The organism is Parafrankia sp. EAN1pec (assembly GCF_000018005.1).
Taxonomy (GTDB): domain Bacteria; phylum Actinomycetota; class Actinomycetes; order Frankiales; family Frankiaceae; genus Parafrankia; species Parafrankia soli.
Map to the genome: position 1 here is coordinate 8,497,571 of NC_009921.1, position 21,185 is coordinate 8,518,755.

A 21,185-nucleotide genomic window follows, 5' to 3' on the forward strand; every position below is an offset into this window, starting at 1 on the left:
GAGTGCGACCGACCTGTCAGGACGGGACCCGCACCGCGTAGACCTGCTCGTGGTCCGCGGGCGTCCACATCCAGCCGGCGCCCATCCCCGAGCCCAGCATCTGGGCCGCGTTCACCCGGTAGGGCTCTTCGGGGTTGGTCATCCCCCAGCGTTGCGCGATCGTGTGGGCGGCGTCGCGCGCGGCGGAAACGGCCTGCTGTTCGTCCGCATAAACTCCGATAATCATCAGCACAGGGTCCTCAATCATGCCGCATTCGATGCAGCCCACCTTACAGACGAGCCAGTTTACCTTTCCGCTCACCGGAATTCCCTTCCGCGACGCCCACCAGAACTGGTCACGACAAGACTGCCGGAACAGCCCGCAGCGGCCTCAGGAAAGCGCTCAGCCAGCACCATGAGCCGACTCTAGCAAGGAATCCGCCCGCCCCCGGGGTCGGCCGCCACCGTTCCCTTCCGGTGGTACCACCTCATGGGCCCACCCGATCGAAGGCCCGCGTCGACCAGATATCGATCCTGGAAACTCGTATCAGCGCATCGAAACAAGAAACATCAATCCGACTCGCAGCTTAATTACCTTCAGAATTTCCCGGCTAGATCACGAAACCGCGTAGAGCGACCACCCCGACACGGAGCCCGCCCGCTCCCTCGATCTCCCTGTCGGCGCGTCGCTCACCCTGACACGGATCGCGGACCGATCCTGTCCGCAAGGCGTGTCAGGGTGAGCGACATGGCCGCAGACGAACTCGACTGGAACCGGTCGCTGCGCGATTGACTTCGCCTGGCCCAACCCGGTCCCCGCGGCCTTCACCACGATCGCCTGGCGGCTCGGTCACGTCATCGTCGGCGTGCTCGCCGCGCGCAACGCGGCGCACTTCGGCGCGCCGGCCGCGTCGTACGACACCTGGGAGTACGCGGGCAGCGCGGCCACCGCGCTCGACCAGCTCGACGCCCAGCTCGACGTCTGGCTCGCCGGGGTGCGCGGCCTCGGCGAGGCCGGGCTGCGGGTCCCGGTCGGCGCGAAGGAGCCCTTCCCCGAGGCGCCCATGGCCGATCTGGTGTTGCACATCCACCGCGAGCTGATCCACCATCTGGCCGAGGTCTGCCTGCTGCGCGACCTCTACCCGCGCACGAAACCCGCTTGTTCGCCGGCCCCATGAGCGGATCATGGAGAGTCGGCCACCGCCGGGGCGGGTCCGGGGAGCGAGAGCCGGATGACGCGCTTCCACACGTTGGCCGTCTGTCGCAGCAGTCCTCCGGTGGTGTAGGGGAGGCCGAAGCGTTCGCAGAGGGCGCGTACCTGCGGGGCTAGCTGTGCGTACCGGTTGCTGGGTAGATCGGGGAACAGGTGGTGCTCGATCTGGAAACTCAGGTTCCCACTCATCAGGTGCAGGAGTGCCGGGCCGTCGATGTTGGCTGAGCCCAGCACCTGCCGCACATACCACCCGCCGCGGGTCTCCCCCTCGACCTGTTCCTCGGTGAAGGCCTCCGTTCCCTCCGGGAAGTGACCGCAGAAGATGATCGTGTGTGCCCAGACATTGCGGGTGACGTTCGCGGTGAGGTTGGCGAACAGGACGGGCAGGAACGCCGGGCCGGCCAGCAGCGGGAATGCCACGTAATCCTTGACCGCCTGCCGCCCGGCCTTGCGCAGCGACACCTGGAGCTGCGCCCACGTCTGGCCCCAGCTTTTCTCCCCCCGCCAGGCCCGCTCGATCTCGGTGTCGTACAGGGCGATCCCCCATTCGAAGACCGCCGCGAGTGCGAGATTATAGAGCGGCTGGGCGAGGTACGCGGGGTGCCAGCGCTGCTCCGACTTGACGCGCAGCAGGCTGTATCCGATGTCCCGGTCCTTGCCGAGGATGTTCGTGTAGGTGTGGTGCACGTAGTTGTGCGAGTGTTTCCACTGCGCGGCGGGTGACGCCGAGTCCCATTCCCAGGTGGTCGAGTGGATCTCGGGATCGCACATCCAGTCCCACTGGCCGTGCAGGACGTTGTGCCCGATCTCCATGTTCTCCAGGATCTTGGCGGTCGCGAGCATCGTCGTGCCCGCCAGCCATGCCGGTGGCAGCAGAGACGCGAACAGCACCACCCGCCCACCCATCTCCAGGCCCCGCTGAACGGCGATCACCCTGCGGATGTACCGGGCATCGCCTTCCCCTCGGCCGGCGAGAACCTCCTCCCGGAGCTGGTCGAGCGCGCGGCCGAACTCGTCGGCCTCGGCCGCGGTGAGTGCCGTCCGCCTGGCCATTGCCCACCCCTTCAAAGGTCGATCTCGACGTCGCCGGCCGCGCCCGACACGCAGGTCTGGACGAGTTCGCCCTGCGCACCGTGCTCCCGCCCGGTGCGCAGGTCCCGCACCCGGCCCGAGGTGAGCTGGGCCAGACAGCTGTGGCAGATACCCATGCGACAGCCGCTCGGCATGAGGACGCCGGCGTCCTCACCCACCGCCAGCAGCGATTTGTTGCCGCCAGCCTGAGCCTGCCGGCCACTCCTGGCGAACCGGACCCGCCCTCCGGTCCCGCCACCGGGCGCCCCGGCGGGACGGAACCGCTCCACCCTCAGGCGGTCCGCGATCCCCGCCCGACGCCACCAGGCCTCGGCGTCCGCGAGCATCCCTGGGGGTCCGCAGACCCAGGCCGGCCGTTCCGCCCAGTCCGGGCAGATCGCGGGCAGCGCCGCCATGGTGAGACGCCGGGCGGGCCCGCCGGGCACCCTGGTGTGGTGCTCGTGAAGCCGAAGGGTGGGGAACCGGGCCGCGAGCTCTCGTAGCTCGGTGCCGAAGATGACATCGTCCCGCGTCGGCGCCGAATGCACGACGACCGCGTCCGGCATCTCGCCATCCTGCGCAAAGCCGCGCAGCATCGACATCACCGGCGTGATGCCGCTGCCAGCGGTCACGAACAGCAGCCGCGACGGAAGCACCTGCGGCAGCACGAAACACCCCCGTGGTTTCTCCAGGCGCACAATCGCGCCAGGCCGGACCCGTTCCACGAGACGACCGGACAGCTTCCCGTCCGGGAGGGCCTTGACCGTGATCGAGATGACACCGCCGGGATCCCCCGGGGCCGAGGACACCGAGTAGGGGCGCCAGTGCCACACTCCGTCGACATTCACGCCGATCCGGACGTACTGACCCGCGCGATGCTCGTTCCAGCCCGCGCCGGGACGGATCACCAGCGTGGCGACGCCGGCGGCCTCCCGCCGGACAGTCTCGACCCGCCCCCGCAACCCGCGCCGCGACCAGAGCGGATCAATCAGTCCGAGGTAATCATCGGGCAGCAGTGGCGTGGTCAACGACGCCGCGGCATCCAACAGGATTCTTCCGACGGTCACACTGCTTTCTCCCGATTGCCGATTTTCGGGTGTGACGCTGACCTCGCCGGGAGCACGGAACAAGGAGAGAGCTTGCTCGGCGTGATTTCAGACCTATACCTCACGCCGGTGCCGGCGCGCCCGCTCGCTCGCTCGCCCGAACGCTACACCCGCGCGTCACTTTCCGCGACCAGGCGGCCCGCGTGCCGAACTCTCGCTCGTCGTCGGTCACGGTGGCGGCGGGATGTTCTCGGCCTTTCGGTGACGGCGTGCCACCCGGCGCAGTTGGACCATGCGACCCACACCGGGGATCGCGACCAGCAGCGCCCCGCCGGCCGCGGCGAACAGCATCGCGACCGCGAGGGGCATACTTCCCTCAGCGCCCAGGTACGACACCTTGACGCTCTGGCCGTTCTGCAGGATGAACACCAGCAGGAGAATCAGGACTACGACGAACAGAATCAGCGCCGTCCAGGTTCGACTTGTGCGGGTCGACCTCACGACGTGCTGATCTACGGGCAACGGCGAGTCACCGAGGGGGAGAGCTCGGGTCGGGCGGTCCCGGGCCTGTGGCCAGAATAGCATTTATGGCGATCTTCTACCCAGATTCGGGAAATATAGGCCAAAATATTACCGGCCTCCTGCCGCAAAATTCCGCAGACAGTCCGCCAATCCGCCGGGGAAGCGGGAGACCAGCCGGGGACGAGTGGTGGGACGGCCATACACGGTAGAACGATCACATGCGGTGGGACAGTACGCCGAACGCCTCTTCGACCGCCTGCATCCGGAGGTCCTCGAGATCGTCAGCCTGCTGCCGGGCCCGGTCGAGCAGGTGATCGAGGAGTTGCGGGCTGAGCCGGTCGTCACCCGCCGCGACAGCCCGCAACGAGCGCCACAGCCGCGACTTGCCGTTCACGCCGAGCCACAGCGTCTCGAGCTCGACCACGGAGCTCATCGGCGACCGACGCAGCAGCCGGTTGTTCAGCTTGAGCCGGCCCGCCTTCTCCGCGAGCCGACCGAGCAACGCCTTGGTGCGCCGCCGCGGCACTCCCAGATCCTTCATGATCTGCAGCAGCGTCGTCCGATCCCGCGCTATCTCAGCGGCCGCATGCGCGAGCGCGGGGCCGGAGGGAGTGCCCTGGTGCACCCGCGCGATCCGGGACGCGAGATCGACCCCCGCGCCGGCACCGGCCAAATGGTCATTCAGGTAGGTACCGAGTAGACGCGGGTCCGGTTCGTTGGTCACGTCTCCCATGCCATCGGGCTGCCCGCTGGGCAACGACCCAAGCCACCGGGCCGACCGACGGGCCGGGCAGCCCGCCGAGCGCCGGGGTGTGTGCGGGGGCGATCACAGCCGCGTGCGGGACGATGTCGGCGGTGGAAGGCCGTGTCGTCACCCACCCGCCAGCAGAGGAGCAGCCCGATGAGCCGCCACATCCAGGTCACCTTCGACGCCCACGACCCGCGGGCGCTGTCGTCCTTCTGGCGCGACGCCCTGGGCTACGTCCACCCTGGCCCGCCCGGCGTCGACCTGCCCGAGGGCGCCGACCCGCTGGCCGCCTGGGACGACTTCCTCGCGCGGGCCGGCGTCCCGCCGGAGCAGCGCAACACGAGATCGGCCATCGAGGACCCGGACGGACCCGGCCCACGGCTGTTCTTCCAGCAGGTGCCGGAGGACAAGGTCGCCAAGAACCGCGTCCACCTCGACGTCCGGGCGGCTCCCGGGCTACAGGGCGACGAGCGGATGGCGGCGCTGGAGGCCGAGTGCGACCGGCTCGTCGCGCTCGGAGCCACGCGGGTAAGCCGCCACGAACCCGTTCCCCCAATGGGCGCCGGCCACATCGTGATGACGGACCCCGAAGGCAACGAGTTCTGCCTGGACTGAAAGCGATCCCGCGCAGCCCCGCGTTCGGGGGGAACCCTACGGGCTAACTAGTCCAGGGGGACCCGACACACCATGACCGTAGAGACGACGAGGGCCGGAACACGACAGCGGGGGCCCGAGCGCGACAACGGGAACGGGGGGCGACGGTGAGCCCGAGTGTGATGACGGCGGCTATCGAGGCCGGGCTGGCGCGGCTGGTGAACATCCGGGGTTCGATCATCCCGTCGGAGGTGTGGGCGCTGGTGGTACCCGGCGCGGGGGTGATGGCACCGTTCGTCGACCTCGACGCACTCGAACAATACGTCCACGACCAGGGAATTCCCGCGGACGGGTATGTCGCGCTGCCGTTCGTCGGCCTGGGCCAGATCGCGACCTTGTAAGCCCCGCCCCCGCATCGCGCTTCGTGCGGCCCGACCTGGGCCACGGTTCCCCTGGCTGGACGAGGTCGAGGCCTTCATCGACGGTGGTACAGCCGAGCGTGCGGTAGAGGAACGCGATGTCCTCGGCGTCGGCTTCGACGCGAGACGCAAACAGTTTCATTGCGAGCAGGTATTCGGCGGAGGCGACGTCGACCATGAGATGGTCGGCCTCGAAGTACCTGGTCGCGGGTGGAGCGGGTCGCGTCGTAGGCGAGGGCGAGCGCGGCTCCACCGACCAGGAACAGGTCGGCCTTGGCGCCGCGCCGCCCCAGTTCGTCGTTGAGCTCCTGGAGCAGGTCGATGATCGACTCACGGTTGAGTCCCGGGCCGGTCAGTCACGCCCGCTGGAGCGCACCGCTGGTGATGAACACGCCACGCTTGCGAAACGACAGCGGGGACTCGACCAACGCCCGGGGATGCAGGCCCTTCAGCGCGGTGACGAACCACCAGGGCACCGCCTCCAGCGCCGGATCGCGCACCCACTGGGGCGCAGGCCAGCCGTCGCGACGGGCGAGGTGTTCCCCGAGCGCGGCGAGAGCGGCGTCCACTCGCCTGTCGCCGGACGACCGTGGACGGTCGGTCCACATTGCCTGCGCCGCTTCAAGGCCCTGGTGACGTAGCACGCTGGTGTAGTCGTCGAGCAGCTGGACGACGGCGTACCGCCAGATATCCTGGAGACGAGAGTCGGCCGCGACCATGCCAGCCGCGACGGTGGCGGCGTCGTCAACGGTGCGGAAGGCACGCAACGGGTCCACGCCCCCACAGTACGCTGTCGATCATCTCTTCAGTCTGTCGCCGACGGTTACGGGCGTGCCCCATGCCGCGTGGTCAGCGCACCAGCCGGCCGGGACCCGCCCCTACGCGAGTTGGCTCAGCGGCGCGTGAAGCGGCTCAGACAACACAGCTGCCCACGCCCACCGCCAAACCCGACATCAGCTTTCCTGACTCAGGTCGAGCAGATCGAGCACCTCATCGTGTACGCGGCCGTTGGTGAACACAGCCGAACCCAGCGAGATACTGCGCCCTCCCCGCAGATCGCTGTATCTACCACCCGCTCCTTCCACGATCAGCACCGCGGCGGCGATGTCCCACGGACCGGCTGTCAGGTGGAGAAAAACATCGATCTTCCCAGCAGCTACCAGCATTGCGCCTTGGCATGCTCCGGCCCAGTTCGACAAGGGTCCGCCATCAGCGCACTGCCCGATGAGTGCGGTCGCCTTGGCCAGAAGCCGCGAAGGAACCCAGGCGGCAACGGGCCACATGGCCACCGTCGCCCTGCCGAATTCCTCGGTTCCGGAAACCGCCAGGGCTTCACGGGAACCCAGGTGCCCCGCAAGGCAGGTGCCTGTCCACGCACCAACTGATCGTGACGCCCACCAGCGGCGACGGAGGGCGGGGGCCGGACCGCCGCCGACGGGGCCTGGGCAGACCGGGATCTGACCGGCCCGGGCTGCGGGCACGCCGTCCCGCCGTGGTCAGGACGGCGCGAGGCGAAAGATGGGCCAGCCGATCTCGGTGCGCCAGGACCGCGGCGCGGGATCGTCGCGCGGGCCGGTCAGGTAGGTCTCGTGGACGGGGCCGTCGACGGCGAGGGCGTGGTCGACCACCCAGGCGCCGAGCCGGCCGTAGGTGACGTCGATGTCGTCGTGGGCGCCGTGGTGGACGGCGGTGGCCAGCTCGACGGCCGGCAGGGTTCGCGGGGTGACGCGGCCCCGCGTCGGTGGGTCGGCGGACGGCCGGTGGACCAGAACCATGCCACGGCCGGCGGTGAACAGCTCGTTGTCGAAGCAGCCGCCGGGCGGGCCGAGTCGTTCGCGCCCGGCCAGGGCCGCGTCGAGCTCGGTCATCGCCTCGGCGTACCACGCCAGGACATCGTCGTGGTCGACGGTGCCGCTGATCGCGGCTACGGTCCGGGCCGGGACGGAACGCAGCCGTACCTCCAGCTCCGCGACGTCCGGCCGCAGCAGCTGGCGCAGCGAGGCGACGGCGGCCCGGGTGCGGTCGAGCTCGGCCTCCAGCCGCTGGAGATGTCCGGCGACCAGCTCGGCCCGCGCGCCCGGGTCCTCGTTGGCGAGGATCCGGGCGACGTCGGCCAGCGGCATGCCCAGCTCCCGCAGCCGGTGGATCACCTGGGCGGACGGGATCTGCTCGGCGGTGTAGTACCGGTAGCCGCTGTGCGGGTCGACCGACGAGGGCTCCAGCAGGCCGCTGTCGTGGTAGCGGCGCAGCGTCCGCACGCTCAGGTGTGTCAGCTGCGCGAACTCGCCGATGGTCAGTCCTGGCCGCATCCCCGCACTGTGCACCTTCGCCGGAGAGCGGGCCAAGCGGCGGCCGGACGGCCGGACGGCCGCCGCTCGTGGTTTGACCCTCTCCCGGCGGGAGGCTCGACGGTGGCCGCATGACGAATCAGATCGGAGCAGATCGGATCAGGGTGGGCCGCCATGACCATCAGTGACCGGCTCGACGGCCGCCCCGCGCTGGTCACCGGAGCCAGCAAGGGCACCGGCGCCGCCATCGCCGACCGGCTCCGCGAGGCCGGCGCGATCGTGCTGGCCACCGCCCGCACCCGCCCGTCCGGCCAGGCCGGGCCGGACCTGTTCATCCCCGCCGACCTCACCACCACCGAGGGCGTCGCCGCCGTCGTCGACCAGGTGCGGAACCGGTTCGGCACGCTGGACATCGTCGTGCACACCCTCGGCGGATCGCAGGCCCCACCCGGGGGTTTCGCCGCCCTCACCGATCAGCACTGGGACCACGAGCTGCGTCTCAACCTGCTCGCCGCCGTCCGGCTGGACCGTGCCCTGCTGCCGGCGATGATCGACGCCGGCGGCGGGGCGGTGGTGCACGTGTCGTCCATCCAACGGCGAATGCCGCTGTACGAGGCGACCCTCGGCTACGCGGCGGCCAAGGCCGCGCTCACCACCTACAGCAAGGGCCTGGCCAACGAGGTCGGTCCGCGTGGCGTTCGGGTGAACGTCGTGTCCCCCGGCTTCATCCAGACCGCCGGCGCCGACGGTCTGATCGATCGCATCGCAGCGAGCCAGGCCATCTCCCGCGGGCAGGCGCTGGAGCAGGTCATGGATTCCCTCGGCGGCATCCCACTCGGCCGCCCCGCGCAGCCCACCGAGGTCGCCGAACTCGTTGCCTTCCTCGTGTCCGACCGTGCGGCCGCCATCACCGGCGCCGAGCACACCGTCGACGGCGGCACGGTGCCGACCATCGGCTGATCATCCGCCCGGCCTGGCCCGCGGCACCCGGCGCCGCGGGCCAGGCCGGGGTTCAGGTGATCTGGACGCTGGGTGGATGTCCGTTCCAGGTGACGAAGCACGAGGACGTCCTGCCGTCGCGGCTGAAGTCGACCCGCAGCCATCCCTCGGCCTGCCACGCCTGCACCTTCCAGCCGACGTCCGGCGTCGCGGACACCAGGCGGGCCGAGACGTCGGTGGTCTCGATCACCACTCGTCCGCCGTCAAGCTGGTAGCTCTGTGCGGTGGCTGTGGCGGCGCCGGCGGGTGCGGGGGCCGCGGGCGGCGGCGCGGCCACGGGGCCGGTTGACGGCGACGCTGCGGCCGTGGCCGGGAGGGCCGTTGCCCGCGGTCGCGACGTCGGCGGGGCGGATGCGCTGGGCAGCGCGGTCGACGACAGGGTGGACGTCGCGGACGGCGACAGCCCCGGGGGCGGGTTGACCGACGGGAGCGGCGGGACGTCCGGCGGGTCGATGGCGACGGCTGACGACGGCGTGGCGAAGGTGTCGCCCGCGAGTACCCCGTTGACGGCGAACCAGGACAGGGTGACGGCCAGCGCGGTCGCGACCACCCAGGCGGCCAGGCGGAGCAGAGTCCAAGCCATAGCGGTGCGATATTGCCACATTCGCCCTGTTCGGGTATCGACGCATCGTCAGGTACCGACACGTCGTCAGGTACCGACACGTCGTACCGCCGCCGCCCGAGAGGAGCCACGCCGATGACTCCGCAGGCGACCGGGTAGCCGGGCGTGGCGACGATCCTGGTTGTCGAGGACGACCCGTACGTGCGTGCCGCGCTGGTGCGGCACCTGTCCAGCGCCGGGCACGCGGTGCGCAGTGTCGGCGCGGCGCTCGACGCGCTGCGCGAGGTGACGCAGGTCGGCTGCGACCTCGTCGTGCTCGACCTGGGCCTGCCCGATCTGGACGGCGCGGCCGCACTGCGGATGCTGCGCGGCGTCAGCGACGTCCCGGTGGTGGTCGCGACGGCGCGCGGGGACGAGCCGGCGATGGTCCGGCTGCTGCACAGCGGTGCCGACGACTACCTGGTGAAACCGTTCTCGCCGGAGCATCTCGACGCGCGCGTCACCGCCGTGCTGCGCCGTACGAGTCCGGCCGCCGCCACCGGCCGGGTACCGGCGTTCCGGGTGGGTGAGCTGGTGGTCGACCCCCGGCAGCGCACGGCGGTGCTGGACGGGCGGGATCTCGACCTCACCCGGCGCGAGTTCGACCTGCTGGCCTACCTGGCCGCCCGCCCCGGCGACGTGGTGCCGCGCCGGGAGCTGCTGGCCGCCGTGTGGCAGCAGGCGTACGGCGGCGACCAGACGATCGACGTCCATCTGTCGTGGCTGCGCCGCAAGCTCGGGGAGACCGCCGCCCGGCCGAAGTACCTCCACACGGTGCGTGGCGTCGGGGTCAAGCTCGAGGCGCCTCGGCCGTGAGTCGGCCGACGGCACGATGCGGGCTCGGCAATGCCCAGGCGAGGGCGCGATGAGGGCACGGGTGAGAGCGCGATGAGGTGGGCGCTCGCCAAGGTGTCGATCGCGGTGACCACGATGGTGGCGCTGGCGTTCCTCGTCCCGCTGGTGCTGACGGTCCAGCGGACGGCGCACGACCGGGCGTTCACCGACGCCGAGCGCCAGGCCGCCGAGCTCGGGCCGGCGCTGGCGATCACCACTGACCAGGCGGCGCTGGGCCGGGCCCTCGCCAGCACGCGCGGCGGGGCGGAAGGACTGGTCGCGGTGCACGTGCCGGCACCTGCCCAGGCGCCGCCGACCGGCGAAGCGCCGTCAGCGGCACAGGCGACGGCGCCGGCTCCAGGACGTCCGCCGGCGCTGGTTGCCGTCGGGCGGTCGCGGGCCGGGGCGGCGGAGCTGGCCGCGGTGGCGAGTGCCGGTAGTTCCTCGGTGGTGGCGGTGCCGGGCGGATCCGTCCTGCTGCGGCCGGTCGCGGTCGCCGACGCGCGGATCGCGGTGATCGAGGTGTTCGTGCCCGAGGCCGAGCTCGGCCGGGGCGTGGCGAGGGCGTGCCTGGTCCTCGGGGGTGTCGCCGCGGCGCTGGTGCTGGCCTCGGTGCTGGTCGCGGACCGGCTGGGCACCCGCATCGTGCGGTCGGCGCGCGGGCTCGCCGGCGCCGCCCGGGAACTGGGCTCGGGTGACCTGACCGCCCGCGCACCGACGTCCGACCGGGCGGCTCCCGCCGAGCTGCACGAGGCGGCCGTCGCCTTCAACGCGATGGCGGACCGGGTGCGCCAGCTGCTCGCGGCCGAGCGGGAACGGGCCGCCGACCTGTCCCACCGGCTGCGCACCCCGCTGACCGTGCTGCGGCTCAACACGGCCGCCCTCGGCGGCGGCGCTGGCGGTGGTGCCGGCGGCGGCGGTGGCGGCGACGCCGCTGCCGCCGCGGCGGCGGCGGAGGCGACCCGGCACGCGGTGGCGCAGCTCGAGCACGAGGTCGACTACGTCATCCGCGCTGGACGCGTTGCTCGGTGACGAGCAGGTGGCGGCGCAGCGCTGCGACGCGGCCGACGTCGTGCGCGACCGCGCCGACTTCTGGTCCGCGCTGGCCGAGGACCAGGGGCGCGGGTGGGCGGTGTCCGGCGTCGATCGGCCGGCGCCGGTGCCGGTGGCGCGCGCCGAGCTGGCGACCGCGCTGGACGCGTTGCTCGGCAACGTGTTCCGGCACACCGCCGAGGGTGTGGCGTTCGCGGTCGAGCTGCGGCTGACCGACCACGCCGTCTGGGTGCGCGTGCTCGACGCCGGCCCGGGGGTCGTCGACCCCGCGGCGGCGCTGCGCCGGGGCGGCGGGGCCGGGGGCGCGGGCTCGACCGGGCTGGGGCTGGACATCGCCCGGCGGGTGGCCGAGTCGACCGGCGGTGAGCTGACGATCGGCCGGTCCCAGCTCGGTGGCGCCGAGGTGCGGATGCGCCTGCGCACGTCGTCCACCCGCCCGCCGGACGGCCGTGGACGCCGCCTGCGCCATCGCCGCGGTTCCCGGGCCCGGGGGCGGGGTGCATCCCTAAGCGGGTCTTAAGAGCGTTTCTGCGCTGCCTCAGCAGGGCCGGTCGGCGGCGCGCCCGCAACTAGCGTCCTGCCGCAATTCGCCATTGCGGGAGGTATGTACGCCATGTCGCCTTTGCGAGGTCGGCACCGACGCCGTCGTCGTCAGATCATTTCGGGTACCGCGGCCCTGCTCACCGTTGGCGGTGCGGTCGGCCTGGCCGTGGTGGTGCCCGGCACCGCGGACGCCGCCGGCCTCGACGCCGCGTACAGCCGCACCAACGACTGGGGCACCGGCTACTCCGCCCAGTATCAGGTCACCAACTCCGCGGACTCGCCGGACGGCTTCACCCTCGAGTTCGACCTGCCGGACGGTGCGACCCTCACCTCGCTGTGGAACGCCGCCTACCAGGTGGACGGCCGTCACGTGACCGTCACCCCGCCGGCCTGGCAGACCACACTCGCGCCACGGGAATCGGTCGACGTCGGCTTCGTCATCGCCGCTCCGGGCGGCGCCACCGACCCCCTCGGATGTCGGATCAACGGCGAGGACTGCACGCCCGGCTCCGGCAACGGCGACCCGGGCCCGGAGCCTGAACCCTCGGCCACCGGGCCGGCCGCACCGTCGTCCCCGCCGCCGAACGCGTCGCCGACCGACCCGGCCACGCCACCCGACACGGCGCCGCGGCCCACCGCGGGCCCGGGCACCGGCCAGCCGAGCGGCGCTCCGACGAGCACCCCGAGCACGCCGACCACGCCGCCCGCTTCGACCACCGCGCCGCCGGCACCGCCGGCACCACCGGCACCGCCGTCGAACGGCTCCAGCGGATCGGGCGGGTTCGCGCCGTACGTCGACACCTCGCTGTACCCGCCGTTCGACCTGGTCGCGGCGGCGCGGACCGCCGGCCTGCGTGACGTCACGCTGGCCTTCGTCGTGGCCGGTGGAGGCGGCTGTACGCCGAAGTGGGGCGGGGTCAGCGACCTCACCATGGACGGCGTGCCCGGCCAGATCGGCCGGTTCCGTGAGCTGGGCGGCGACGTCCGGGTGTCGTTCGGCGGGGCGTCCGGAACCGAGCTCGCCAGTGCCTGCGGCAGCGCGGGCGACCTGGCGGCCGCGTACCGCAAGGTGGTCGACGTCTACGGGGTGACCCGGCTCGACTTCGACGTCGAGGGCGGCACGTTGCCGGACGTCGCCGCGAACACCCGGCGTGCCCAGGCGATCGCCCGGCTTCAGCGGGAGGCCGCGGCCGGAGGCCGGCCACTGGAGGTCTCGTTCACGCTGCCGGTGCTGCCGTCCGGCCTGACCCAGGCCGGCGTGGACCTGCTGGCCAACGCCCGGGAGAACGGCGTGACGGTGAACGCCGTCAACATCATGGCGATGGACTACGGCGACGGCGCCGCGCCGAACCCGGCGGGCCGGATGGGCCAGTACGCCATCGACGCCGCCACCGCGACCCAGGCCCAGGTCAAGGGCGTGTTCGAGCTGTCCGACGCGCAGGCGTGGGGGCGGGTGGCCGTCACCCCGATGATCGGTGTGAACGACGTCGCCAGCGAGGTGTTCACCCTGGCCGACGCGCGGCGGCTGGTGCGGTTCGCGTCCGAGGTCGACCTCGCCTGGCTGTCGATGTGGTCGCTGACCCGCGACCAGCCCTGCCCCGGTGGGCCGGTGCCGTACGCGCAGCCGACCTGCGGCGGCATCGAGGCGCAGCCGTTCGATTTCACCCGCGCCTTCAACGCCGCCCAGTGAGAAGCCGCCCGGTGAGAAGCCGCTCAGTGAAGGGGACCGCCATGCCGAACCGCCGCACGTTCCTGCTGGCGGCGTCCGCCGCCGTCGCGGGTACCGCCGGAGGCGCCGTGTGGGCCGCCGCCGGCAGCCGGGAGCACGCCGCGCTCGCTGCTGGCGCGGGCCTGCCGCTGACCGTGGTCAACCACACCTACCGGTACGCCAACAACCAGATCTGGCTCTACGTCGTCGGCACCGACCTGATCACCGGCCGGCAGGTGTACGCCCGCCGCGACGGCGCCCTCGCCCAGGTCTCACTCGCCGACAACGGCCCGGACGGCTTCGCCGACCTGTCCATCCCCCTGGTGTCGGACGGTGACACGCCGTTCGTCGTCCCGAACGGGATGTCCGGGCGGATCTACGTGTCGACCGGTTCGAAGCTGCGCTTCAAGGTCGTGGTCGATGGCGCGGGCAACGCGGCGCTCCAGCACCCGGCCGGCTGGGTGCGCGCCGACCCCAGCTTCGGCGTGGTGCACGACTTCGTCGAGTTCACCCACAACGACGCCGGCATGTTCTGCAACACCACGGCGGTCGACATGTTCAGCGTGCCGATGGCCATCGGGCTGCGCGGCAGCGCCGACCAGACGACTGGACGGCTGGCGTCGGGCGGCCGGGCCGCCGTCTTCGACGCGATGCGGGCACACCCGGTGTTCGCCCCGCTGGTCGTCGACGACGCTGACCGGCAGGGCACTCGGGTGATCGCTCCGGGCCACGGCCTGGAGGCCGGCATCTTTCCCGCCACCTATTTCGACGGCTACATCGACGCGGTGTGGAACCAGTACACGTCGCGCCAGCTCACGGTGAACGTCGGGACGAGCACCCGGGTCGGCACGGTGAACGGCGGCCTGCTGCGCTTCGACGGCGGGGTCGCGCCGTTCGTCCGGCCGAGCACCCGCGACGTCCTGTTCTGCGACGGCGCGCTCGCGGCGCCGAACGACGGCGTCACCGGGCCGGTGGCCGCCGTGCTGGGAGCCGGCTTCAACCGTTCGACGCTGCTCACCCAGCCGACCCAGCCGACGACCGACCCCGCGGGCTTCTACCGCGACCCGACGACCAACCACTACGCCCGGGTCCTGCACGAGCACAGCGCGGACGGCCGAGCGTACGGATTCGCCTTCGACGACGTCGCCGGCTTCGCCTCCTACATCCAGGACACCGCGCCGACGTCCGCCACCCTGTGGCTCACGCCCTTCTGACCGCCGACGGCCGTCGCTGGCAGCCCGGGTGGACGGTCCTCGTAGCCTGAGTCCGGAAATCCGTGGGACCAGTCGACACGGATGGCTGGCCGCGGCGCGGGAGGAGGCGGGTGGGAATGGTCGTGCGGGTGCCCGTGATCGCGCTGACCGGATACCTGGGTGCCGGCAAGACGACGGTGCTCAACCACCTGCTCCAGGCCCCTGGGGCACGCCTTGGGGTCGTGGTCAACGACTTCGGGGCGATCAACGTGGACGCCGCGCTGGTCTCCGGTCAGGTGGACCAGCCGGCCTCGATCGCGGGCGGCTGCCTGTGCTGCCTGCCGGACACGGACGGCCTGGACCAGGCGCTGGAGAAGCTGAGCCATCCCCGGCTGCGGCTGGACGCGGTGATCGTGGAGGCCAGCGGCGTCGCCGACCCGCCGGCGCTGGCCAGGCTCATCCGGTTCAGCGGTGTGGACCGCGTGCGCCCCGGCGGTCTCGTCGACGTGATCGACGCCCCCGCCTACTTCGACACCGTCGACACGGGCGGGCTGCCGCCGGCCCGGTTCGCGTCCGCCTCGCTCGTCGTCATCAACAAGACCGACCGGATCCCGCCGGCGCGGCGTGCCGAGACGTTGGCGCGGATCACCGGCCGGGTGCGCGAGAGCAACCCGCACGCCCACATCGTCGACACGACGCACGGCCGCGTCGACCCGGTGCTCGTGTTCGACGCCGCGAACCCGTACGACCCGGTCGACGAGCTCCCGCTCGCGGCCCTGGCCCGGCACGACCACGAAGACGGTCACGACCCGCACCCGCGGGTCGACGCGGTGACCGTTCCCGCCGCCGGTCCGATCGATCCCGGCCCGCTGGTCGACCTGCTCGAGGATCCCCCCGCGAACGTCTACCGGCTCAAGGGCACCGTGACCGTGGAGACGGCGCGGGGACCGCGCGGCTATGTGGTCAACGTCGTCGGACGGGAGATCAACGTCGCGACCAGACCCGGCGCTGTCAGACCCGGCGCTGCCAGGCCCGGCACTGCCAGGCCCGGCACTGCCAGGCCCGCGGCGGACGATGCCAGCGGTCTGGTCGCGATCGGCATGCGTCTCGACCAGGCCGCCGTCCGCGCCCGTCTCGAGGCGGCCCTCCAGCCGTGCCCCGGTCGCCCCGCCGCGGACGGGGTCCGCCGCCTCGCCCGCTACCGGCGCCTGAGCACCTGAGCGGCCGCCGCTCCCTGGGATGTCCCGGGGCGTCCTATGAGAAGGCCTTCACCTGTGGAAGTACCTCCCCAGCCAGCATGATCACCTGCTCGAGGTAGCCCTCGCCCTGATCGGCCGGCGCCAGGACGAGCTCGGTGCAGCCGGCCGCCCAGTAGCGGTGCAGCTGCTCGACAACCTCGCCCGGCCGGCCGGCGGCGAACAGCCGCGCCGGGAACCCGGCCTCGGAGTCGGTGATCTTCGCCCACGCGGCCGCGGCGCTCACCGCGGCACCACCCGACGGATCCACGTGTACCGGGACGAGCATTCCAGTCGTGAAAGGGACCTCGACCCGCCCCAGCTTCTCCCGATGCTCGAGCAGAAAGGCCCGGCGCCGCGCGAAGCTGTCGGGGGCGAGGAGATAACCGATCCAGCCGTCTCCGTACGTCGCCGCCCGGCGCAGCGACACCTCTTTCCAGCCCGCGAGGAGGAATGGGACGTCCGGCGCGCCCGGCGCGATTGTCACGTCCGGACGCTGCGCGCCCGATCTCAGCAGCGACTGCACCTGGCCGAGAACCGACTCCATGCGACGTCCGCGCTCCGGCAGCGCGACACCCGCCACCTCGAACTCGCCGGGGTATTCGCCCCCTACGCCGACTCCGACGCGCAGGCGGCCCGGAGCGAACGCCGCCAGTGTTCCGAGCTGTTTCGCCAGGGCCACGGGATTCCGCAGGCCCATGAGCATCACGCACGGCCCGAACGAAACCCGCTCGGTCCGCGCCGCCACGACGGAAAGGGTGACGACCGACTCCAGCATCGGATGCGGGTGCAGCAGGTGATCGCCGATGTAGACGCCGTCGAAACCGGCCACCTCCGCCCGCCGGGCCGCCTCGACCACCCGCGCGGTGTCGACCGCGCCCGTGTCCGGGTTCGCCACCGTGGGAAGCATCAGGCCCACCGTCGGGCCGGTGGTCGTCACCGGCTCACCGGCCGTTGCCGAGCAGCGGTGGGAGCGGGCGAGCCAAGGGCCGGGCTACGCGGCGGGATCGGGCCACAGGACCTCCTCGCGGACCGCGACGAACCAGGACTCCCGGACCAGGTCGTCCTCGTTCCCGGCAAGGTTCTCCGCGAACCACGCGATCCGCGCGCGCAGGTCGTCGAGATTGTCGAAATAGACCTCGTTCACGGCGTCGTACGGCCAGTCGCCCACGTCCCGCGGCAACGGATGGTTCTGCATATATGCCTGCCCGCGGGCCACCGGGGGAATCGGCACCGCCCCGACCAGGCCCGCGCGATTCCGCCAACGGTCGAAGAACTCCGCCTGGGTGAGGCCCGCCGCGCGCGTCGCGAGAGCCATGTGCTTCAGGCTCTCACCGCCGTCCCGCCGCCGCCGCGAAAGCCATTCCTCACCGCGCATCACGTGCTCGCTGGCCACCACAATGCCGCTGGCATCCCGTTCAACCGCGCGGCCGAGCAGTTCGTCGACCACTGCGCCCTCCGGTGACGCCAGCCATGACTCGAACCGCTTCAGGTGCTCCTCGTCGTCGAACCACTCCTGGCCGACGGCGTCATGACGCGGTTCGGGCGTGACCTCGTCCAGCACGATTCCCGCGGTTACCCGGGAGGGCCGGACGTCCGGCGGCGCGGCCGCGGCGGCACCCATGGCGGCGCGCCAGGCGGGCACGAAATCGTCCGGTGCGCACCCCCGGGTGACCAGTAATATCCGCTTGATCATTACTCTCCTATAGTCGGCAACCGAGCCGCGGGATCGACCACTTCACCCAGCGCCCAGCCCTCCTGCCCGCCGCCCGCCGACGCCCGAACCGGTGACCAGCCTCGTTCGGATGCAGGCGAGGAGCTCGTCGACGTCGACGGGCTTGGTGATGTAGTCGGTCGCGCCGGCGTCGAGGCACTTCTGCCGGTCGTCGGGCATGGCCTTCGCGGTGACGGCGATGATCGGCAGATCCGCGATCCGCGGCATGGTGCGGATCGCGGTCATGGTCGTGTAGCCGTCCATCTCGGGCATCATGACGTCCATCAGGACCAGGTCGATGCTCGGATCGGACTGCAGCATCTCGATGCCCCGGCGACCGTTCTCGGCGTGGATCACGTTCAGCCCGTAGAGCTCGAGGATGCTGGTGATGGCGAAGACGTTGCGCACGTCGTCGTCCACCACCAGCACCGTGCACCCGGTCAGCTGGTCGTTGTTGTAGGCCGCCTGCCGCGGCGGACGCCGGTCGTCCACGGGCAGGGCGCTCGGCGGGCCGGGCACGACGGCGGGCGGCGCAGGGGCGGCGAGGGCGGACGGCGCGCCGACGGGGCGCGGGTCGCCTGACGAAGGCTCGGTCTCGCTCAGGGCCTGCGTGCGGCGGGGCCGAGGAACCATCTCGGGCTCAGTCGGCGGCGGGGGAGCCAGCGGCAGCCGCAGGCTGAAGGTGCTGCCCCTGCCGAACTCGCTGCGGGCCTCGATCTCGCCGCCGAGGAGGGCGGCGACCTCACGGCAGATGGACAGGCCGAGGCCGGTGCCGCCGTAGCGGCGGCTGGTGGTGCCGTCGCCCTGCTGGAACGCCCCGAAGATGCGTTCGAGGTTCTCCTCGGCGATACCGACGCCGGTATCGGTGACCTTGAAGGTGACGCTGGGGGTGGCCGGTGACAGGTCCCCGCCCAGGGTGGCGACGATGGCGAGTTCGACGCTGCCGCGCTCGGTGAACTTCACCGCGTTGGAGAGCAGGTTGCGCAGCACCTGCGCGAGGCGGTGCTGATCGGTGAGGAGATCGGCCGGTATGCCGGGGGCGAGGTCCACGGTGAACCGCAGGCCCTTCTCCACGGTGATCGGCGAGAAGGTGCTCTTCAGGTCCTCGGCGAGATCACGCAGAACGACCCGTTCCAGGTGGATGTCCATCTTCCCGGCCTCGACCTTGGAGAGGTCGAGAATGTCGTTGATCAGCTGAAGTAGATCCGAGCCGGCGGTGTGGATGACGTGGGCGTACTCCACCTGCTTGGCGGTGAGGTTGCGGGTCGGGTTCTGCGCCAGCAGGCGGGCGAGAATCAGCAGGCTGTTCAGTGGTGTGCGCAGCTCGTGCGACATGTTCGCCAGGAACTCGGACTTGTACTTGGAGGCGAGCGCCAGCTGCCGGGCGCGTTCCTCCAGCTCCTGGCGGGCCTGTTCGATCTCGGCGTTCTTGACCTCGATGTCGTGGTTCTGCCTGGCCAGCAGGGTGGCCTTCTCCTCCAGCTCCGCGTTGGAGAGCTGGAGGTCTTCCTGGCGGGACTGCAGCTCCTCGGACCGGGCCTGCAGCTCGCCCGCGAGCCGCTGGGACTCCTCGAGCAGCGCGTCCGTCCGCGAGTTCGCGATGATCGTGTTGACGTTGACGCCGATCGTCTCCGTCAGCTGGTTCAGCAGGTCGAGGTGGACCTGGGTGAACGGGGTGAAGGAGGCGAGCTCGACGACGCCGAGCACCTGGTCCTCGAACAGGATCGGCAGCACGATCAGCGTCACCGGGGTCGCCTCGCCGAGGCTGGAGGCGATCTTCAGGTAGTCGGCGGGGGTGCGGGCCACGATGGACCGTTTCGTCCGCGCCGCCTGCCCGACGAGCGACTGGCCGAACTCGAACCTGCGCGGCATGTCGGGGGTGGGCCGGTACCCGTAGCTCGCGATGAGGGTGAGCGCCGGGGCGTCCACACCGGCGTCGGCGAGGAAGAAGGTGCCGTGCTGCGCGTCGAGCATCGGGGTCAGCTCGTCGATGACCAGCTGCGCGACGGTCTCCAGCTCGCGGTGGCCCTGCATGAGCCCGGCGATGTGGGCGAGGCTGGTCTTCAGCCAGTCCTGTTCGTGGTTGGCGCGGGTGGTCTCGCGCAGGGAGCGGACCATCGCGTTGATGTTGTCCTTGAGCTCGGCGACCTCGCCCTGCGCGTCGACCGTGATCGACCTGGTCAGGTCGCCGGTGGCGACCGCGCTGGTGACGGCGGCGATGGCCCGGACCTGGCGGGTGAGGTTCCCGGCGAGCTCGTTGACGTTCTCGGTCAGGCGCTTCCAGGTGCCGGAGAGTCCCTCGACCTCCGCCTGGCCGCCGAGGATGCCGTCCGTGCCGACCTCGCGCGCCACCCGGGTCACCTCGGCCGCGAACGAGGACAGCTGGTCCACCATCGTGTTGATGGTCGTTTTCAGTTCGAGGATCTCGCCGCGGGCGTCGACGTCGATCTTCCTGGTCAGGTCACCGCGGGCGACGGCCGTGGTGACCTGGGCGATGTTGCGGACCTGGCTGGTGAGGTTGTTCGCCATGAAGTTGACGTTGTCGGTCAGGTCCTTCCAGGTGCCGGAGACGCCCTTGACGCTCGCCTGGCCACCGAGGCGGCCGTCGGTGCCGACCTCCCGAGCCACCCGCGTCACCTCGTCCGCGAAACCCGAAAGCTGATCGACCATCGTGTTGATGGTCTCCTTCAGCTCCAAAATCTCGCCCCGGGCGTCGACGCGGATCTTCTGGGAGAGGTCGCCCCGCGCGACCGCCGTCGCGACCTGCGCGATGGAACGCACCTGGCTGGTCAGGTTGCCGGCCATGACGTTGACGGATTCGGTGAGGTCGCGCCAGGTACCCGACACACCTTTGACGTCCGCCTGACCACCGAGACGACCGTCGGTGCCGACCTCCCGAGCCACCCGCGTCACCTCGTCCGCGAAACCCGAAAGCTGATCGACCATCGTGTTGATGGTCTCCTTCAGCTCCAAAATCTCGCCCCGGGCGTCGACGCGGATCTTCTGGGAGAGGTCGCCCTCCGCGACCGCCGTCGCGACCTGCGCGATGTCACGGACCTGGCCGGTCAGGTTCCCCGCCATCGCGTTGACGTTGTCGGTCAGGTCCTTCCAGGAGCCGGAGACGCCCGGCACCTCGGCCTGGCCGCCGAGCTTGCCCTCGGTGCCGACCTCCCGGGCCACCCGCGTCACCTCGGAGGTGAACAGCGCGAGCTGGTCGATCATCCCGTTGAAGACGGTGGCGATCTCGTCCATCAGCTCGTCGCCGACGCGCGGCAGCCGGGTTCCGAAATCCCCACCCCGCACGGCGGTGAGACCGGCGAGCAACTGACGCAGCGCCGGGTCGTCCAGCTGGGCCGGGGTCTGGTTACGCGCCGTTACCTCAGTCACCGTCTCGTCCTCCAGCCCGGTCGTGCGGCCGCTGTGCC

Annotated in this window: 21 protein-coding genes and 1 pseudogene; 10 read left to right on the forward strand and 12 right to left on the reverse strand. The window is 71.4% G+C overall.

Features of this window, described 5'->3' with window-relative positions:
- Nucleotides 1–16: 16 nt before the first annotated feature.
- The gene (locus FRANEAN1_RS34820) at nucleotides 17–226 is read right to left on the reverse strand and encodes a hypothetical protein (protein ID WP_347176887.1); all 210 of its coding nucleotides are present in this window, start codon (nucleotides 224–226) and stop codon (nucleotides 17–19) included.
- 541 nt (nucleotides 227–767) lie between these two features.
- Here FRANEAN1_RS34820 and FRANEAN1_RS34825 point away from each other — a divergent pair.
- Nucleotides 768–1,157 (forward strand): annotated as a pseudogene (locus FRANEAN1_RS34825) (DinB family protein); the annotation flags it as partial.
- Between the two features lie 5 nt (nucleotides 1,158–1,162).
- Here FRANEAN1_RS34825 and FRANEAN1_RS34830 read toward each other — a convergent pair.
- The 4 genes from FRANEAN1_RS34830 to FRANEAN1_RS34845 all read right to left on the reverse strand — a co-directional run bounded on the left by FRANEAN1_RS34830 (nucleotide 1,163) and on the right by FRANEAN1_RS34845 (nucleotide 4,564).
- Nucleotides 1,163–2,245: an acyl-CoA desaturase gene (locus FRANEAN1_RS34830; protein WP_020464373.1), complete on the reverse strand. Its 1,083-nt coding sequence runs from the start codon at nucleotides 2,243–2,245 to the stop codon at nucleotides 1,163–1,165.
- A gap of 11 nt (nucleotides 2,246–2,256) precedes the next feature.
- The gene (locus FRANEAN1_RS34835; protein ID WP_020464374.1) at nucleotides 2,257–3,330 is read right to left on the reverse strand and encodes a ferredoxin reductase; all 1,074 of its coding nucleotides are present in this window, start codon (nucleotides 3,328–3,330) and stop codon (nucleotides 2,257–2,259) included.
- A 207-nt stretch (nucleotides 3,331–3,537) separates the two neighbouring features.
- Nucleotides 3,538–3,810 (reverse strand): LapA family protein, encoded by a 273-nt coding sequence (locus FRANEAN1_RS34840; protein ID WP_347176888.1) that lies wholly within the window; start codon nucleotides 3,808–3,810, stop codon nucleotides 3,538–3,540.
- Nucleotides 3,811–4,045: 235 nt separating this feature from the next.
- Nucleotides 4,046–4,564, reverse strand: a complete 519-nt coding sequence (locus FRANEAN1_RS34845; protein WP_020464376.1) for a hypothetical protein — start codon at nucleotides 4,562–4,564, stop codon at nucleotides 4,046–4,048.
- Nucleotides 4,565–4,732: 168 nt separating this feature from the next.
- Here FRANEAN1_RS34845 and FRANEAN1_RS34850 point away from each other — a divergent pair, with 168 nt between their 5' ends.
- Together FRANEAN1_RS34850 and FRANEAN1_RS34855 are read left to right on the forward strand one after the other, a co-directional pair.
- Nucleotides 4,733–5,194, forward strand: coding sequence for a VOC family protein (locus FRANEAN1_RS34850; RefSeq protein WP_020464377.1), 462 nt, complete (start codon nucleotides 4,733–4,735; stop codon nucleotides 5,192–5,194).
- 161 nt (nucleotides 5,195–5,355) lie between these two features.
- The gene (locus FRANEAN1_RS34855) at nucleotides 5,356–5,574 is read left to right on the forward strand and encodes a hypothetical protein (protein WP_020464378.1); all 219 of its coding nucleotides are present in this window, start codon (nucleotides 5,356–5,358) and stop codon (nucleotides 5,572–5,574) included.
- A gap of 374 nt (nucleotides 5,575–5,948) precedes the next feature.
- On the opposite strand, the gene FRANEAN1_RS34860 is transcribed toward FRANEAN1_RS34855, so the two are convergent.
- The 3 genes from FRANEAN1_RS34860 to FRANEAN1_RS34870 form a co-directional block, all read right to left on the reverse strand.
- Nucleotides 5,949–6,368: a hypothetical protein gene (locus FRANEAN1_RS34860; RefSeq protein WP_041255129.1), complete on the reverse strand. Its 420-nt coding sequence runs from the start codon at nucleotides 6,366–6,368 to the stop codon at nucleotides 5,949–5,951.
- A 177-nt stretch (nucleotides 6,369–6,545) separates the two neighbouring features.
- A complete protein-coding gene (locus tag FRANEAN1_RS40095; protein ID WP_020464380.1) occupies nucleotides 6,546–7,073 on the reverse strand; it encodes an inositol monophosphatase family protein in 528 nt (175 codons plus the stop codon).
- Nucleotides 7,074–7,088: 15 nt separating this feature from the next.
- Nucleotides 7,089–7,901 carry a MerR family transcriptional regulator gene (locus FRANEAN1_RS34870; protein WP_020464381.1) on the reverse strand — a complete coding sequence of 271 codons (813 nt, stop codon included), beginning with the start codon at nucleotides 7,899–7,901 and terminating at the stop codon, nucleotides 7,089–7,091.
- Between the two features lie 153 nt (nucleotides 7,902–8,054).
- Between FRANEAN1_RS34870 and FRANEAN1_RS34875 the strand changes: the two genes are divergently transcribed.
- On the forward strand, nucleotides 8,055–8,840 hold the full coding sequence (locus FRANEAN1_RS34875; protein WP_020464382.1) for an SDR family oxidoreductase: 786 nt from the start codon (nucleotides 8,055–8,057) through the stop codon (nucleotides 8,838–8,840).
- A 52-nt stretch (nucleotides 8,841–8,892) separates the two neighbouring features.
- On the opposite strand, the gene FRANEAN1_RS34880 is transcribed toward FRANEAN1_RS34875, so the two are convergent.
- Nucleotides 8,893–9,462, reverse strand: coding sequence for a hypothetical protein (locus FRANEAN1_RS34880; RefSeq protein WP_041255132.1), 570 nt, complete (start codon nucleotides 9,460–9,462; stop codon nucleotides 8,893–8,895).
- 144 nt (nucleotides 9,463–9,606) lie between these two features.
- Between FRANEAN1_RS34880 and FRANEAN1_RS34885 the strand changes: the two genes are divergently transcribed.
- From FRANEAN1_RS34885 to FRANEAN1_RS34905, 6 genes are all read left to right on the forward strand, one after another.
- Entirely contained in the window at nucleotides 9,607–10,296 is a 690-nt protein-coding gene (locus tag FRANEAN1_RS34885; protein WP_020464384.1) for a response regulator transcription factor, read from the forward strand.
- A gap of 72 nt (nucleotides 10,297–10,368) precedes the next feature.
- The gene (locus FRANEAN1_RS44435; protein WP_347176889.1) at nucleotides 10,369–11,346 is read left to right on the forward strand and encodes a HAMP domain-containing protein; all 978 of its coding nucleotides are present in this window, start codon (nucleotides 10,369–10,371) and stop codon (nucleotides 11,344–11,346) included.
- Nucleotides 11,336–11,887, forward strand: a complete 552-nt coding sequence (locus FRANEAN1_RS44440; protein WP_347176890.1) for an ATP-binding protein — start codon at nucleotides 11,336–11,338, stop codon at nucleotides 11,885–11,887. The genes FRANEAN1_RS44435 and FRANEAN1_RS44440 overlap by 11 nt, the downstream gene beginning before the upstream one ends.
- A 93-nt stretch (nucleotides 11,888–11,980) precedes the next feature.
- Nucleotides 11,981–13,600, forward strand: a complete 1,620-nt coding sequence (locus FRANEAN1_RS34895) for a cellulose binding domain-containing protein (RefSeq protein ID WP_020464385.1) — start codon at nucleotides 11,981–11,983, stop codon at nucleotides 13,598–13,600.
- 41 nt (nucleotides 13,601–13,641) lie between these two features.
- Entirely contained in the window at nucleotides 13,642–14,832 is a 1,191-nt protein-coding gene (locus FRANEAN1_RS34900) for a glycoside hydrolase family 64 protein (RefSeq protein WP_020464386.1), read from the forward strand.
- Between the two features lie 116 nt (nucleotides 14,833–14,948).
- Nucleotides 14,949–16,031 (forward strand): GTP-binding protein, encoded by a 1,083-nt coding sequence (locus tag FRANEAN1_RS34905; protein ID WP_020464387.1) that lies wholly within the window; start codon nucleotides 14,949–14,951, stop codon nucleotides 16,029–16,031.
- A 34-nt stretch (nucleotides 16,032–16,065) separates the two neighbouring features.
- On the opposite strand, the gene FRANEAN1_RS34910 is transcribed toward FRANEAN1_RS34905, so the two are convergent.
- The 3 genes from FRANEAN1_RS34910 to FRANEAN1_RS34920 are packed head-to-tail and all read right to left on the reverse strand — an operon-like array spanning nucleotide 16,066 to nucleotide 21,147.
- Nucleotides 16,066–16,986 carry an LLM class flavin-dependent oxidoreductase gene (locus FRANEAN1_RS34910; RefSeq protein ID WP_020464388.1) on the reverse strand — a complete coding sequence of 307 codons (921 nt, stop codon included), beginning with the start codon at nucleotides 16,984–16,986 and terminating at the stop codon, nucleotides 16,066–16,068.
- A gap of 54 nt (nucleotides 16,987–17,040) precedes the next feature.
- The gene (locus FRANEAN1_RS34915; RefSeq protein WP_020464389.1) at nucleotides 17,041–17,742 is read right to left on the reverse strand and encodes an EthD domain-containing protein; all 702 of its coding nucleotides are present in this window, start codon (nucleotides 17,740–17,742) and stop codon (nucleotides 17,041–17,043) included.
- A gap of 42 nt (nucleotides 17,743–17,784) precedes the next feature.
- Nucleotides 17,785–21,147 carry a HAMP domain-containing protein gene (locus FRANEAN1_RS34920; protein WP_083788426.1) on the reverse strand — a complete coding sequence of 1,121 codons (3,363 nt, stop codon included), beginning with the start codon at nucleotides 21,145–21,147 and terminating at the stop codon, nucleotides 17,785–17,787.
- Between the last annotated feature and the right edge of the window lie 38 nt (nucleotides 21,148–21,185).

Bases quoted from the DNA above. Each gene is read 5' to 3' on its own strand.
- FRANEAN1_RS34895 (WP_020464385.1), top strand. From the start codon at position 11,981: ATGTCGCCTTTGCGAGGTCGGCACCGACGCCGTCGTCGTCAGATCATT.
- FRANEAN1_RS34855 (WP_020464378.1), top strand. From the start codon at position 5,356: ATGACGGCGGCTATCGAGGCCGGGCTGGCGCGGCTGGTGAACATCCGG.
- FRANEAN1_RS34845 (WP_020464376.1), bottom strand. From the start codon at position 4,564: ATGGGAGACGTGACCAACGAACCGGACCCGCGTCTACTCGGTACCTAC.
- FRANEAN1_RS44435 (WP_347176889.1), top strand. From the start codon at position 10,369: ATGAGGTGGGCGCTCGCCAAGGTGTCGATCGCGGTGACCACGATGGTG.
- FRANEAN1_RS34875 (WP_020464382.1), top strand. From the start codon at position 8,055: ATGACCATCAGTGACCGGCTCGACGGCCGCCCCGCGCTGGTCACCGGA.
- FRANEAN1_RS34880 (WP_041255132.1), bottom strand. From the start codon at position 9,462: ATGGCTTGGACTCTGCTCCGCCTGGCCGCCTGGGTGGTCGCGACCGCG.
- FRANEAN1_RS34915 (WP_020464389.1), bottom strand. From the start codon at position 17,742: ATGATCAAGCGGATATTACTGGTCACCCGGGGGTGCGCACCGGACGAT.
- FRANEAN1_RS34830 (WP_020464373.1), bottom strand. From the start codon at position 2,245: ATGGCCAGGCGGACGGCACTCACCGCGGCCGAGGCCGACGAGTTCGGC.
- FRANEAN1_RS34900 (WP_020464386.1), top strand. From the start codon at position 13,642: ATGCCGAACCGCCGCACGTTCCTGCTGGCGGCGTCCGCCGCCGTCGCG.
- FRANEAN1_RS34820 (WP_347176887.1), bottom strand. From the start codon at position 226: ATGATTATCGGAGTTTATGCGGACGAACAGCAGGCCGTTTCCGCCGCG.
- FRANEAN1_RS34850 (WP_020464377.1), top strand. From the start codon at position 4,733: ATGAGCCGCCACATCCAGGTCACCTTCGACGCCCACGACCCGCGGGCG.
- FRANEAN1_RS34870 (WP_020464381.1), bottom strand. From the start codon at position 7,901: ATGCGGCCAGGACTGACCATCGGCGAGTTCGCGCAGCTGACACACCTG.
- FRANEAN1_RS34905 (WP_020464387.1), top strand. From the start codon at position 14,949: ATGGTCGTGCGGGTGCCCGTGATCGCGCTGACCGGATACCTGGGTGCC.